Source organism: Streptomyces coffeae (assembly GCF_016741875.1).
GTDB classification, from domain to species: Bacteria; Actinomycetota; Actinomycetes; order Streptomycetales; family Streptomycetaceae; genus Streptomyces; species Streptomyces coffeae.
The window spans coordinates 1-15,853 of record NZ_JAERRF010000060.1 but is presented as its reverse complement, the minus strand read 5'-3'; the positions used below and the strand labels follow the sequence as shown (position 1 = coordinate 15,853).

At 69.9% G+C, this 15,853-nt stretch carries 2 protein-coding genes; both read right to left on the bottom strand.

Translation table 11 applies throughout. The annotated features are described in order from the left end of the window. Positions 1 to 6,172, bottom strand: a 6,172-nt coding sequence (locus JK363_RS45135; RefSeq protein ID WP_201883298.1) for a type I polyketide synthase, incomplete at its 3' end; no start/stop codon positions are given. A 140-nt stretch (positions 6,173 to 6,312) separates the two neighbouring features. Continuing rightward, the gene (locus JK363_RS40240) at positions 6,313 to 15,753 is read right to left on the bottom strand and encodes a type I polyketide synthase (RefSeq protein ID WP_236076541.1); all 9,441 of its coding nucleotides are present in this window, start codon (positions 15,751 to 15,753) and stop codon (positions 6,313 to 6,315) included. Positions 15,754 to 15,853 lie beyond the last annotated feature (100 nt).

Below are 15,853 nucleotides of genomic sequence, written 5' to 3'. Positions count from 1 at the left end.
CCAACGACGACGAACACGCCGTGTCCACCGTCACCGCAGGCCCCTCAAAGCCGAACACGTAGGAGACCCGGCCGGAGAACACACTGCCCGCGTTCCCATTCCCCAACAAACCCTCGACTTCCTCCGGAATCCCCTCCAACCGCGAGGCGTAGTCGTGATACATCAACCCCGCAAACACACCCGTCGCCGAACCCCGCAACGACAACGGATCCAACCCCGCCCGCTCCAACGCCTCCCACGACGTCTCCAGCAACAACCGCTGCTGCGGATCCATCGCCAACGCCTCACGCGGCGAAATCCCAAACAACCCCGAATCAAACTCCGCCGCATCAAGCAAAAACCCACCCTCACACACATACGACGACCCAGCACGCTCCCCATCCGGATCAAACAACCGCTCAACATCCCAACCACGATCGGACGGGAAGAACGAAATACCATCCCCACCCGACGCCGCCAACCCCCACAGAGCCTCGGGCGAGGTCACCCCACCCGGATAACGACACCCCATCCCCACAATCGCAATCGGCTCATCGGTCACAACCACCCGCGCAGAGCTCGGGACCAGGTCCTGTTCAGCCGACTCTCCCAACACCTGCTTCCGCAGATAGGCAGTCAGCGCGCTGGGGCTCGGATGGTCAAAGACCAAAGTGGCGGGCAGAGTGAGCGCGGTAGCGCGGTTCAGCCGATTGCGCAGGTCCACCGCCGTCAGCGAATCAAAACCCAGATCCTTGAACGCCCGCACCGGATCAACGACCGCACCCGACTGATGTCCCAGTACCGCCGCCACCTCCGACTGCACCAGATCCAACAGCAAACGCTCCTGCTCACCAGAAGACAAACCCCGCAGACGGTGAACCAGACCAACCGAACCACCACCGCCACCCACGGTCCTGCGCCGGGACGAAGCCGAGGCCGGAACGATTCCGCGCAGTACCGCGGGCAGGCTGTCACGACGGGCGGCAAGAGCCGTGGTGTGGAGGGCAACCGGTAGCACGAGGGGTTCATCGGCCCCCAGCGCCGTGTCGAAGAGTGTCAGCGCGTCTTGGGTGCGAAGGGGCGGGAAACCCAACCTGCGCAGGCGGGCGACCTCTGCCCCGGCCATCCGGCCGCCCATGCCGTCGGTGTGCTCCCACATGCCCCACGCAAGCGACACCGTCGCCAGACCTTGCGTACGACGGGACAGCGCGAGCGCGTCGAGCAAGCTGTTGGCGGCGGCGTACGCGGCCTGGCCCGCGTTCCCGACCACGCCGGCGAAGGAGGAGAAGAGAACGAACGCGGTGAGGTCGCGGTTGTCACGGGTCAGCTCGTGCAGGTGAAGGGCTGATTCTGCCTTCGCCGCGAGCACCTGGTTCAAGCGCTCCGGGGTCAGGTCGGCGATCAGGCCGTCATCGAGAACACCCGCGGCATGCACGATGCCCGTCAGGGGGGCGCCGTCGGAGACGCCATCAAGCACTACGGCCAGTGCATCGCGGTCGGACACATCGAGCGCGATCATGGTGACCTGGGCACCGAGATCGGTCAGCTCCTGGTGGAGTTCGCCGGCCCCGGGGGCGTTGGGTCCGCGGCGGGAGAGCAGCAGCAGATTCCGCACGCCGTGGTTACTGACCAGGTGGCGCGCGATGACGGCACCCAGCCCACCCGTACCGCCGGTGATCAGTACCGTGCCGTGAGCGGGCCACAGGCCAATTGCTTCAGCTTCGATCGCCGCTACCATGACCTTCTCAGGGACCTCGGAGCGGGCTTCGCTGACTGCTCCGGAATCTTCCCCCGAGGCGGTTTCCGAGGTGGTCTCGGAGAAGTCGTCAGACGCGCTGTCGGATGCCGTCCCGGGAGCCGTGGCCATGCGTGCGATCCGAGGCAGCCACACCTCTCCCCCGTGCACGGCGCACTGGCTCTCCTCGGTACGGGCCAACACATCAGCCAGCGCTCGGTACGAGGACGGCTCGTTGTCGACATCGGCCAGCACGAAGCGGCTCGGGTGCTCACTCATTGCCGAGCGCACCAAGCCCCATACCGCCGCACCAGCCAGGTCGGTGACGTCCGAACGCACAGCGCCGGAGGTCACCAGTACCAAGCGAGATTGCGCGAGTCGTTCTTCGTCCAGCCACGTGTGCACCAGGCGCAGAACATCGGCCAGCACCTCAGCAGCCTTGGTGTCTTCGCCGTGGGTGAGCGACAGCAGAACGGTGTCCGGGGTACTTTCACCGTCGTCCAGGGCAGAGGTCAACGCGGCCAGGTCGGCGTAGCCGGTGACCGGCACCCCGGAAGCCTGCCACGGCCGCGGATCGGTCAGCACGGCCCAGCCCGGGGCTTCAGGTTCGCCCGACTCCGTACCGGCAGCGTCAGCGTCAGCGACAACGTCGATGGGGGTCCACTCCAGGCGGTACAGGCTGTCCGCGGTCGGCGAGCCCCCGGTGCGGCCGAGGAGTCCGGCGTTCGATACCGGGCGTAGCACCAGGGACGCCACCTCCGCGACCGGCTCGCCTTCCGCGTCGGCCACCCGCAGCGCGAACTCGGCCGAACCCGCTCCTCGCGGCGACAAGCGCGCCCGGACCGTCGAGGCACCCACCGCGGACAGCGAGACGCCGGACCACAGGAAGGGCAGCGACGCGTCGGTCTCGGCCTGCTCGGCCAGCCCGAGGGCGTGCAGGACGGTGTCCAGCAGTGCGGGGTGCAGGCCGAACTGGGCGGCGTGTGCGGCCACATGCCCGGCGAGGTCACCGGCGACTTCCCGGGCAGCACCGCCGACGATGTCCCCTGTGCCGCCGCCCTCGGCAGCCTGCTCGGGCAGCACCGCCTCCACGAGCAGGTCCTCGCCGTGCCGCCATGCCTCCCGCAGCCCGCGGAAGGCCGGTCCGTAGGTCAGTCCTGCCTCGGCCAGCCGCTCGTAGAGGTCGCGGAGGTCTTCGGCCGGGATGGGTTCCGCGCCCTCGGGGGGCCAGGCGCGCAGGTCCCAGTCCGTGCCGTGTCCGGCGGTGGTGAGGGTTCCGGTGGCGTGCAGGGTCCACGACTGGTCGGCCGGGGCGTCCTGCGATCGGCCGTAGATCCGCAGCGTCCGCTGTGGGTCGTCATCGGCGGGTTCGACGGTGATCTGGAGGTGGAGGGTGCCCTCGCGGGGCAGGACCAGCGGCTCCCGAAGCGTCAGATCCGCCACGTGGTCGCAGCCGACCTGATCCCCCGCCTGCACGGCGAGTTCCACGCATACCGTGCCTGGCACCACGACGGCCCCGGCGACCACATGGTCCGCCAGCCACGGGTGTGTCTGTACGGACAGCCGTGAGGTCAGCAACACCGTGTCCGACCCTGCCAGTCGGAGCGCGGCGCCGAGCAGCGGGTGTCCGACCGCCCCCAGCCCGAGCCCGGTCGCGTCGGTCACCGATCGGGAAGGCCGCAGCCAGTAGCGCTGCCGCTGGAAGGCGTACGTCGGCAGTTCCGTGCGCTGGGCGCCGGTTCCGGCGAACACGGCGGGCCAGTCCAGCTTCGCGCCGCGGACGAACATCTCCGAGGCCGCGGACAGGAGTGACTCGGCCTCCGCGCGGCCCTTCCGTAGCACCGATGCGGCGGCGGGCTCGGACGAATCCTGTGTGATGCCAGAGAAGGCAGCCAAGCCGGCCAGTCCGGTGAGTACGGGGTCGGGGCCGACCTCCAGCAGGCGGCTCACGGTCAGGGGGCCGGTTGCGGTCCGCAGTGCGTCGTGGAACCGGACGGGTCGGCGCACCTGGTCCACCCAGTAGCCGGGGGTCGCCCAGTCCCGGCTGGTGACCGGTTGCCCGGAGACCGTGCTGACGGCCGCGAGCGTCGGCCTGTGGTAGCGGATTCCCTCCGCGACGTCGGCGAACGTGTCCAGCATCGGTTCCATCAGCTGTGAGTGGAATGCGTGGCTGACTCGTAGCCGGGACACGCGGTGCCCCCGCTCCTGTGCGATGGTCATGGTCCGTACGACCGCTGCCTCAACACCGGAAACCACCACCGCAGTCGGCCCGTTGACGGCGGCGATCTCCGCGCGTGAAGCGTCCGGCAAGCCGTCGAGTATCTCCGTGACCTCGGCCTCGTCGGCCTCGATGGCGGCCATCGCCCCACCCGTCGGCAGGGCTTGCATCAGCCGTGCACGGGCGGCGACCAGCCGGGCGGCGTCGGTGAGTTCGAAGACACCGGCGGTGTATGCGGCCACGACCTCGCCGATCGAGTGGCCGAGCACCACATCGGGGCTCATGCCCCACGAGCGCAGCAGTTGCACCAGTGCGACCTGCACCGCGAACAGGCCCGTCTGCGCGTACCCGGTGCGGTCCAGCAGCGCTGCCTCGGCCTCACCCTCCGCCGCGAAGAGCACCTCCCGCACTGGTACGCCGAAGTCCGCCGCTCCCGCGAGTTCGGCGTCGAGGAGACGGCACACCTCGTCCAGGGCCTGTGCGAAGACCGGGAAACATTCGTACAGTTCGCGGCCCATTCCGGGCCGTTGGCTGCCCTGGCCGGTGAACATCCAGGCCGTCCGGCCCTCGGCGACCGTACCGGACACCACAGTTGCCCCGTCGGCGCCACCGGCCTCCAGGGATGTCACCCCGGCCCGCAGGGCCTCCTGGTCGGCGCCGAGGACGACGGCGCGGTGTTCGAGGACCGTGCGGGTGGCCGCCAGTGACAGACCCACATCGGCCGCGGAAACCTGCTGTGCGCCGTCCTCCTCGAGGAAAGTGGCGAGACGTCCGGCCTGTGCCCTGAGCGCCTGCGCGCTCCGGCCCGACAGCACCCACGGCACCACCGGCAGTCCAGCAGCCGACGGCTTCACAGTCGTCTCCCGGGTGGCGGGAGCCTCTTCGAGGATGATGTGGGCGTTGGTCCCGCTGATGGCGAACGCGGAGACACCCGCCCGACGTGGGCGTTCGCCCTGCGGGTCCCGGGGCCAGGCGCGGGCCTCGGTCAGCAGCCGGACCGCGCCGGCGTTCCAGTCCACGTGGGAGGAGGGTGTGTCGGCGTGCAGGGTCTTCGGCAGCCGCTGGTTCCGCAGCGCCATCACCATCTTGATCACGCTGGCGGCCCCCGCCGCGGCCTGGGAGTGCCCGATGTTCGACTTCACCGAACCGAGCCACAGGGGATCCTGACCGTCACGCCCCTGGCCGTACGTGGCCATCAGCGCCTGCGCCTCGATGGGGTCGCCGAGGCGCGTGCCGGTGCCATGCGCTTCCACCGCGTCGACGTCGGACGGCGACAGCCGGGCCGCGTCCAGGGCCTGTTGGATCACGCGTTGCTGCGAGGGGCCGTTGGGCGCGGTCAGGCCGTTGGACGCGCCGTCCTGGTTGACCGCGCTCCCTCGCACCACGGCGAGGACCGGGTGACCGAGCCGCTGGGCGTCGGAGAGCCGCTCGAGGACGAGCACACCGGCGCCCTCGGCCCATCCCGTGCCGTCCGCCACATCGGCGAAGGCCTTGCACCGTCCGTCCCGGGCGAGGCCACCCTGCCGTGCGAACTCCAGGAAGATGCCCGGGTTCGCCATGATGGTCGCCCCGCCGGCGAGCGCCATGGTGCACTCACCGGCCCGTAGCGCCTGGCAGGCCAGGTGCAGCGCCGTCAGCGCCGACGAGCAGGCGGTGTCGACCGAGACGGCCGGCCCCTCGAAGCCGAGCGTATAGGCGATCCGGCCCGAGACGATGCTCGGGGTGCTGCCGGTCAGCAGATAGCCCTCGGTCTCAGCGGTTCCCTCGTGGAGATGACCGCCGTAGCCGTTGCCTGAAACGCCGCAGAACACACCGGTGCGGGAGCCGCTCAGTGACAGGGGGGCGATCCCGGCCCGTTCCAGGGCTTCCCATGACGTCTCCAACAACAACCGCTGCTGCGGATCCATGGCCAGCGCCTCACGCGGGGAGATGCCGAACAGCTCCGCGTCGAAGTGTGGCGCCTCGTGCAGGAAACCGCCCACCTCGGCGATGTCACCGAAGTCCTCGAGGTCCCAGCCGCGGTCGGCGGGGAACGGCGAGATTCCGTCCACGCCCGAGGCGACCAGGTGCCACAGTGTCTCCGGTGAGGTGGCGCCGCCGGGAAACCGGCAGCCCATGCCGACGATCGCGATCGGTTCGTGGGAGGCGGTGACCAGGTCCTGGTAGCGCTGCCAGAGCCGGTCGTTCTCCTTGAGGGACTCCCGCAGGGCCTTGACGAGCTCTTCGGAGGATGTAGCCATTTCGCTCTCCACGGTCGCGGCCCACTGAAGACCGGAACTGATGCCTGGAACTGATGACACTGGGAACCGGCGCTGGCCACCGACGCCCTGGTGCGCACGGCTGGGGTGGGGGGACGGCGTGCCGCCGGTGGGGCGCCCGGTTACATCGGCCTCACGCGCTTCAGCGCCAGCTGTACGAGACTGTCGGCGCCCATTGAGTCAAGACTCTCGGCTTCGCCGCGGTCGCCGGACGGTTCCGTTTCGGCTTCCCGTGTCGCGTCCCCTTGGCCATCCCCGGCCGTGTGCCCGTCCCCGGCCCCGTTTCCGTTGCCGTCCCCGTTCCCGTTGCCGCTTCCGGTGCCGTGGGTGTCGGCGAGTCGGCGCAGCATGTCCAGCACGCCGGATTCCCGGAGCCGCGTGATCGGGATCGCGGCCAGCAGTTTCCTCACCTGCGGGTCCATGGCGCCGTCGGCGGTGTCGACGCCGTGATCGGTGTCCCCGGTCGGAGCGGTGTCGGCGAGCAGCCGGTCCCGGAGCAGCCGAGCCAGCGCTTCGGGTGTCGGATGGTCGAAGATCAGCGTGGCGGGCAGTTGCAGCGCGGTGGCCGCGTTGAGCCGGTTGCGGAGCTCCACAGCGGTCAGGGAGTCGAAGCCGAGTTCTTTGAACGCCCGGCCCGGGTCGACCGCGGCGGCCGAGGCGTGCCCGAGCACCGCGGCGACCTGGGCCTGCACAATCTCCAGCAGCATGCGGTCCTGTTCGGGCGCGGGAAGCTCCAGCAGCCGCCGGATCAGGCCGTCCCCTGCGGCGTCGGGCGCCCGGCCCGCGGTGCGGCGCTGCCGTGCGACAGGTACGAGCGAGTGCAGCACGCTCGGCAGATCGTCCCGCCGCGCGGCCAGTGCCGAGGTCCGTACGGCGAAGGGCAGCGCCACCGGCTCGTTGATCTGCAACGCGGTGTCCAGCAGCGCCAAGGCGTCGTCGGTGGACAGGGGCGGGTACCCCTGACGGCGCATCCGGGCCAGGTCCGCCTCGGTGAGCCGGCCGCCCATGCCGTCGGCGTTGTCCCACAGGCCCCAGGCCAGGGACACACCGGGCAGCCCCTGGGCACGGCGGGATGTCGCCAGTGCGTCCAGTACGGCGTTGCCTGCCGCGTAGGCGGCCTGGCCGGCGGAGCCGATCACCCCGGCGATCGAGGAGTAGAGCACAAAGGCACTGAGGTCACATTTCGCGGTCAGTTCGTGCAGATGCTGCGCGGATTCCGCTTTGGTGGCCAGGACCCGGGTCAGCCGCTCCGGGGTCAGGTCGGTGATCAGCCCGTCGTCGAGCACTCCGGCTGTGTGCACGACCGCGGTGAGCGGGGCCTGCTGCGGGATGCCTTCGATGACACGGGCCAGTGCGGTGCGGTCGCTGACGTCGCAGGCGGTGATCGTGACCCGTGCGCCGAGGCCGGTGAGTTCCCTCTCGAGTTCCGGCGCACCGGGGGCGTCGATGCCCCGTCGGGAGAGCAGCAGCAGGTCCCGGATCCCGTGCCGGGTGACGAGGTGGCGGGCCGCCGCCGCGCCGAGGCCACCGGTGCCGCCGGTGACCAGGACCGTGCCGGGTTCCCGCCATGGCCCCGGAATGGTCAGTACGACCTTGCCGATGTGCTTGGCCTGGGCCAGGAACCGCAGGGCCTCCGGAGCGCGGGAGATGTCCCAGGTGGTGATCGGCGCCGGGCGCAGGACGCCGCTCTCGAACAGTTCCAGCAGTGCGGCCATCATCTCGCCGATCCGCTCGGGGCCCGCCTCGACCACGTCGAACGCCTGGTAGGTCACGCCCGGATGGGTGTCGGCAACCTCTGCCGCAGTGCGGATGTCGGTCTTGCCCATCTCGACGAAGCGGCCGCCGGGGCGTGTCAGGCGCAGGGAGGCGTCGACGAACTCCCCGGTCAGGGAGTCCAGTACGACGTCCACTCCGACACCCTCAGTGACCTGGGAGAAGGTGTGCTCGAACTCCGTTGTGCGGGAGGAGGCGATGTGGTCGGCGCTGACGCCGAGATCGCGGACGGCGGGCCACTTGCCCGGGCTCGCAGTCGCGAACACCTCGGCCTGGAGGTGGTGTGCGAGCTGCACGGCGGCCATGCCCACACCACCTGCGGCGGCGTGGATGAGGATCGACTCGCCGGTCTGCAACCCGGCCAGGTCGACCAGGGCGTAGTAGGCGGTGAGGTAGGTGATCGGCACCGAGGCGGCCTGTGCGTAGGACCAGCCGCGTGGGATCCGCGCCAGCACACGGGCGTCCGCGACCGCGGCGGGGCCGAAAGCACCGTCCATCATGCCCATGACCCGGTCGCCGACGTTCCAGTCCGTCACGCCGGGGCCGACTTCCAAGATGGTGCCGGCGCCTTCGAGGCCCATCCGGCCCGCGTCGCCCGGGTACATGCCGAGGACGTTCAGCACATCGCGGAAGTTGATTCCGGCCGCGCGGACGCCCACCCGGACCTGGCCGGGCAGCAGCGGTCGCAGTTCCTCGCGTACCAGGCCGACGCCGTCGAGGTGGCCCTGGGCGAGGATGTCCAGCCGCCATCCGAGCCCGGCGCCCAGAGCGGTGTCCGGAGTGGCGGGGGGCACCAGGACACCGCCGGCGGCCATCCTGACCATTCTGGGCAGCCACACCTGGCCGCCTCGTACGGCCAGTTGGTCGTTGCCCGCGTCGGCGAGTCCGGTCAGGTGCGCCGACAGTGCCTGGTAGGACTCCTGGCTGCCGTCGGTGTCGGCGAGGACGAAACGGCCCGGGTTCTCGCTGATTGCCGAGCGGATGAGGCCCCACACTCCGGCAGCGGCGATGTCGACCGGGCTGTCGCTGTCCGCTACGGCGGGTCGGCCGTGGTGTCCGGCGGGCTGCTCCTCGGACGTGCCGTCCTCGACCGGTACCGAGACGGCACCGGTGGTGAGTACCACCAGCCGGGACCGGCTCAGCCGGTCCGCGCCCAGCCAGTCCCGTACGGCGCCCAGCACGGCGGTGAGGGTTGATGTCACCCGCGTGTCGGAGTCGGCCTCGGGGTCCACCGGGGTGAGGTTGAGCGGGAGGAACACGGTGTCGGGCAGGTCGGCACCCGCGTCCAGGGCCGCGGTCAGCGCGGAGAGGTCGGTGTAGTTTGTTCCGCCGATGCCCGCGGGGTAGCCGACGCCCGCGGGATACCCGGCGTCCCGGGGGCCGTCGGACCCGGTCAGGACGGCCCAACGGCCGGTCTCGGCAGGCGGGTTGCCGGTGGTGGGTGCGGGGAGCCAGTCCAGCCGGAACAGGCTGTCCGAGGTCGGCGAGGCCGCGGCGGCCATGTCGGTGGCTGACGTCTGGCGCAGCACCAGCGACTCGATCTCGGCCACCGGAGCACCGGCTGTGTCGGCCACGCGCAGCGCCACCTCGCCCGTCCCGCGTACGGCCAGGTGCGCACGTACGGCGGCGGCACCCACGGCGGCCAGCGACACGCCCGACCACAGGAACGGCAGTGACGCGCCGTCCGCTGCCTGCGGGCGCAGTCCCAGGGAGTGCAGCACGGTGTCGAGCAGCGCCGGGTGCAGTCCGAACGCCCCGGCGTCACCACTGAGTTGCTCGGGCAGTGCTGCCTCCACGTAGAGGTCCTCGCCGAGCTTCCAGACCTCGCGCAGACCCTGGAAGGCGGCCCCGTACACCAGTCCGGTCGAGGCCAGCCGTTGGTACAGATCGTCCATCGGCACCGGCTCGGCGCCCGGGGGCGGCCAGGCTGTCAGGTCCCATGCGGTGCCGGTGGATTCGGGTTCGGGTTCGGTGACCAGGGTTCCGGTGGCATGCAGGGTCCACGGCTGATCGGCGGTGGCGTTCCGGGGGCGGGCGTACACGGTGACCATGCGCCGCTCATCTGCCGCAGTCCCGGGCGCCGGGGCCGCCGGGTCGGGTGAGTCATCCGGTTCCGCGGAGCGCTCCACGCTGAGCTGCACCTGCACCGCGCCCTCCTGAGGGAGGACGAGTGGCGCGAGCAGGGTCAGCTCGTCCACCCGCGCACACCCGACGTGGTCGCCCGCCTGGAGGGCCAGTTCCACGAACGCGGTACCGGGGACCACGACCGAGCCGGCGACGGTGTGATCGGCGAGCCATGGGTGGGACCTCAGCGAGAGGCTGGACGTGAGGAGCACCCTGTCCGAGTCGGCTACGGTCACCGCCGCGCCGAGCAGCGGATGTCCGGGCTCGCCCAACCCCAGGCCCTCGGCATTGGTGGCCGGGGCAGACGGCTCCAGCCAGTACCGGTCCCGCTGGAACACGTAAGTGGGCAGGTCCACACGCTGCCCACCACATCCGGCGAACACCGCGCCCCAGTCGACGCCCTCGCCGCGTACGAACAGTTCGGCGACGGCGGCCATGACGGTCTCGGCCTCGGGGCGGCCGGTACGCAGCGCGGACGTCGCGACGGCGACGGCTGCGACGACCTCGGTGTCCGGGGCGGGCTGGGCCAGCGAGGCCAGAACCGGATCCGGTCCTACCTCCAGCAGCCTGGTCGCCCCCTGGTCCCCGGTGGCCGTCAACAGCGCGTCGTGGAACCGTACGGGCTGTCGGATCTGGTCGGTCCAGTACTGCGGTGTGGTCCAGTCCCCGTCGCCGAGCGGCTGCCCGGTGACGGTGCTGATCGCCGGAAGCGTCGGCTGCCGGTAGTCGATGGCCGCGGCGATGGCGGCGAACTCCTCCAGCATCGGCTGCATCAGCGGCGAGTGGAAGGCGTGGCTCACGCGCAGGCGGGACACGCGCCGGTGCTGTTCCCGAGCGATCACAATGACGCGCTCGACGACATCCTCTGCCCCCGAAACCACTACCGCGGTCGGCCCGTTGACGGCGGCGACAGCTATCTCGGCGTCCTCGGAAAGGCTCTCCAGAATCTCCGTGACCTCGTCCTCGGTAGCCTCGATGGCTGCCATGGCGCCGCCTGTTGGCAGCGCCTGCATCAGCCGGGCACGGGCGGCGACCAGCCGGGCGGCGTCGCCCGGACCGAACACTCCGGCGGTGTATGCAGCGGCCAGCTCGCCGATCGAGTGGCCCAGCACCACGGCGGGGCTCATGCCCCAGGAACGCAGCAGCTCCACCAACGCCACCTGCACCGCGAACAAGCCTGTCTGGGCGTAGCCGGTGCGGTCCAGCAGAGCCGCCTCGGTAGAACCCTCCTCCGCGAACAACACTTTACGCAGCGGAACTTCAAAGCCGTCAGTGCCATTGAGCTGCTCTTCGAGGTGTCCGCAGATCGCGTCGAAGGCACGTGTGAACACTGGGAACTGGTCGTAGAGCTCACGCCCCATGCCGATGCGCTGGCTGCCCTGACCGGTGAACATCCAGCCCGTCCGGCCCTCGCCCGCGACACCGGACACCACCCGAGCACCATGCGGGCCCGTGAGCCCGGTGACATCGTTGAGGTCGCCGGTGAGCCCGGCCCGGAGGGCGTCGCCGTCCGAGCCCAGCACCACGGCACGGTGCTCCAGCACGGCGCGAGTAGTCGCCAGCGACAGCCCGACATCGACGGCACCCGGAACGGAACCGTCGCACTGGTCGAGGAAGGTGGCAAGACGCCTGGCCTGTCCCTCCAGCGCCTGCGAGCTGCGGCCGGACAGCACCCACGGAACCACCGGCAACACACCCGAAGGCTCCTCCTCGACAACCGCCGACTCGATTGTGGGAGCCTCCTCGATGATGACGTGCGCGTTCGTCCCACTGATCCCGAACGAAGACACACCCGCCCGACGCACACGCTTCACGCGCTGCGGCCACGCACGCGTCTCCGCCAGCAACTCCACCGCACCGGACTCCCAGTCCACATGGGACGACGGCATATCGGCGTGCAGTGACTTCGGCAGTTGCTGCTCCCGCAGCGCCATCACCATCTTGATCACACCAGCCACACCCGCAGCCGCCTGCGTGTGCCCGATATTCGACTTGATGGACCCCAGCCACAACGGATCGCGGCCCTCGCGGTCGTGCCCGTACGTGGCCAGCAGCGCGTGCGCCTCAATCGGATCACCGAGCTTCGTACCCGTGCCATGCCCCTCGACGGCATCCACATCCGAGGTCGACAGAGCCGCGTTCGACAAAGCCTGGCGGATCACCCGCTGCTGCGACGGACCGTTCGGCGCCGTGAGCCCGTTGGACGCGCCGTCCTGGTTGACGGCGCTGCCGCGCACCACCGCCAGCACTCGATGCCCCAGGCGCTGGGCGTCGGAGAGACGCTCCAGCACCAGCACCCCGGCACCCTCGGCCCACCCCGTACCATCCGCCGCCTCCGCGAACGACTTACACCGACCGTCCGCGGCAAGGCCCCGCTGCCGGGAGAACTCCACAAACGTCGCCGGAGTCGCCATCACCGTCACACCACCCGCCAACGCCGCATCACACTCACCCGCCCGCAACGCCTGACAAGCCAAGTGCAATGCCACCAACGACGATGAGCACGCCGTGTCCACCGTCACGGCAGGTCCCTCAAAGCCGAACACGTACGAGACCCGGCCGGAGAACACACTGCCCGCGTTCCCGTTCCCCAACAGGCCCTCGACTTCCTCCGGAATCCCCTCCAGCCGTGAGGCGTAGTCGTGATACATCAGCCCCGCAAAGACCCCGGTCGCCGAGCCCCGCAGCGACAACGGATCCATCCCGGTTCGCTCCAGCGCCTCCCAGGACGTCTCCAGCAGAAGGCGCTGCTGCGGATCCATCGCCAACGCCTCACGCGGCGAAATCCCGAACAACCCCGCATCAAACTCCGCCGCATCATGCAAAAACCCACCCTCACACACATACGACGACCCCGCACGACCAGCACCCTGGTCATCGAACAACCCGTCAAGATCCCAACCACGATCCGTCGGGAACGCTGAGATTGCATCCCCGGACACACTCAACAGATCCCACAGGGCCTCCGGCGAGGCCACCCCACCCGGATAACGACACCCCATCCCCACAATCGCAATCGGCTCATCGGCCACAACCACGCGCGCAGAGCGCGTCACCAGGTCCTGTTCAGCCGACTCTCCCAACACCTGCCTCCGCAGGTAGGCAGTCAGCGCGCTGGAGCTCGGGTGGTCAAAGATCAGCGTGGCGGGCAGAGTGAGCGCGGTAGCGCGGTTCAGCCGATTGCGCAGGTCCACCGCCGTCAGCGAATCAAAACCCAGATCCTTGAACGCCCGCACCGGATCAACAGCCGCCCCGGACTCGTGTCCCAGTACCGCCGCCACCTCCGACTGCACCAGATCCAACAGCACACGCTCCTGCTCACCAGAAGACAAACCCCGCAGACGGTGAACCAGACCACCCGAACCAACAGCGCGACCCGCCGCCCTGCGCCGAGACGAAGCCGGAACCATTCCGCGCAGTACCGCGGGCAGGCTGTCACCACGGGCGGCAAGAGCCGTGATGTTGAGCCGGACGGGCAGTGCGACAGCCTCGCCTGACCGCATAGCGGTGTCCAGCAGCGCAAGGGCATCCTCAGTGGACAGGGGCGGGAAACCCTCCCTTCGCAGGCGCGCCACATCGGCGTCGCTGAGCCGGCCGCCCATACCCTCGGCCTGCTCCCACAGACCCCACGCCAGCGACACCGCCGGGAGGCCCTGTGCCCGCCGGGACACCGCAAGCGCGTCCAGCACGGAATTGCCTGCCGCATAGGCGGCCTGCCCCGCCGAACCCACGATTCCCGCGATCGAGGAGAACAGAACAAAGGCGTCCAGCTCACGGTCGCGGGTCAGCTCATGCAGATGCACCGCCGACTCCGCCTTCGCCGCCAACACTCGACCCAACCGGTCAGACGTCAGATCCGCCACCACGCCGTCATCGAGCACACCCGCGGCATGCACAACACCGCGAAGCGGGGTATCTGCCGGGATCGCGTCCAGCACACCCGCCAGCGCCTCACGATCACCGACATCACACGCGGTGACCGTTACGCGGGCGCCCAAAGCGGTCAGTTCCTCGCGCAGTTCCTCCGCCCCCGAAGCCTCAAGCCCACGCCGGGACAACAGCAGCAGATCCCGCACACCATGCACCGCAACCAGATGCCGAGCCACCACCGCACCCAGACCACCCGTACCACCGGTCACCAGAACCGTGCCCGACTCCGGCCACCGACCTCGGCGCGCCTCCGCCACCGGCACCGCACCCTCCAGGCGGCTCCGATCCGCCTCGTCGAGGGAGAGACGCCGGACGCGGGGCAACCAGACCCGCCCCTCCCGCACAGCGGCCTGACTCTCCCCCTGCGCGATCAGCTCAGCCAACCCCCCGGCCAAGGCCCGGTAGGACGATTCCTCGCCATCCACATCGGCCAACACGAAACGGCCCGGATGCTCACTGACCGCCGAACGCACCAAGCCCCACACACCCGCACCAGGCAGATCCAGCCCATCATCCTCAGACACCCGCACCGCACCAGTGGTCACCACCACCAGCCGCGAAGAGGCGAACCGCGACTCCGCCAACCAACCCCGAACCACCTCAAGGGCAGAGGCAACGACATCAGTGGTGCCCGAGTCGACACCGGCACCATCTCGGACCGGAACCGGGAGCAGGACGGTCTCGGGAGTATCGGCGCCGCCACCCAGGGCGGCGATCAGGCCCGCCAAGTCGGCGTACGACGTGACCGGAACTCCAGCCTCCCGCCACCCAGGCTCGCCCAGCACAGCCCAAGCGCCGTGCCGAACCAGCTCATCAGACCCTGTCGAGGGCGGCGCAGGAGTCCACTCCAGCCGGAACAGGCTGTCCGCATGCGAGCGATTGGCCACGGCCAGCTCCGCGGCCTGCACGGGACGCAGCACCAGCGAGTCGATCTCGGCGACCGGCTCACCGGTCCCGTCGGCCACCTGGAGTCCGACCTCACCGGGTGCACGTACCGAAAGCCGGGCCCGCACCGCGAACGCGCCCACCGCCGACAGCGACACCCCGGACCACAAGAACGGCAACAGCGCCATGCGACCGACATCCGACTCATCCAGGGCCCCCCACCCGGTCGGGTCGATGGCCAGGGCATGCAGGACCGTGTCCAGCAGCGCCGGATGCAACCCGAACTCGTCTGCATCCATGGAAGCCTGGTCGGGAAGGGCGGCCTCGACGAACAGCTCGTCGCCCCGACGCCAGACCTCCCGCAGACCACGGAACGCCGGACCATAGTCCTGGCCCGACCCGGCCAGCCGGTCGTACACCTCCTCGACCGATACTGACTCTGCCCCAGCAGGTGGCCATGCGCGCAGGTTCCAGTCGAGGACGGGCTGATCTGTGGTCAGGGTGCCGGTGGCGTGGAGGGTCCACGGCTGACCGGCCGAAGCATCCTCAGGACGGGAGTGGATCCGCACCGTACGCCCGCCCTCGTCCTCACCGGCGGGCTCAACACCGATCTGCACCTGCACCGCACCATCCGGCGGCAGCACCATAGGAGCCCGCAGGGCCAGCTCCTCCACCCGACCACAGCCCGCCCGATCAGCAGCCTGCACAGCCAGCTCAACAAACGCCGTCCCCGGAACCACAACAGAAGAACCCACCACGTGATCCGCCAGCCACGGATGAGACGCAACAGACAGCCGCGCATGCAATACCACCGTGTCCGAATCCGCCAACCATGCCGCAGCCCCCAACATCGGATGCCCCACCGACACAAGCCCCATACCGCTCGCATCCAGCGCCACAGGCACCGCCCTCGGCCAGAACCGCTGACGCTGGAACGCATACGTCGGCAAT

What these genes read in the sequence shown, in the direction of transcription:
- JK363_RS40240 (WP_236076541.1), bottom strand. Translation starts at nt 15,753, where the DNA reads ATGTTGGGGGCTGCGGCATGGTTGGCGGATTCGGACACGGTGGTATTG.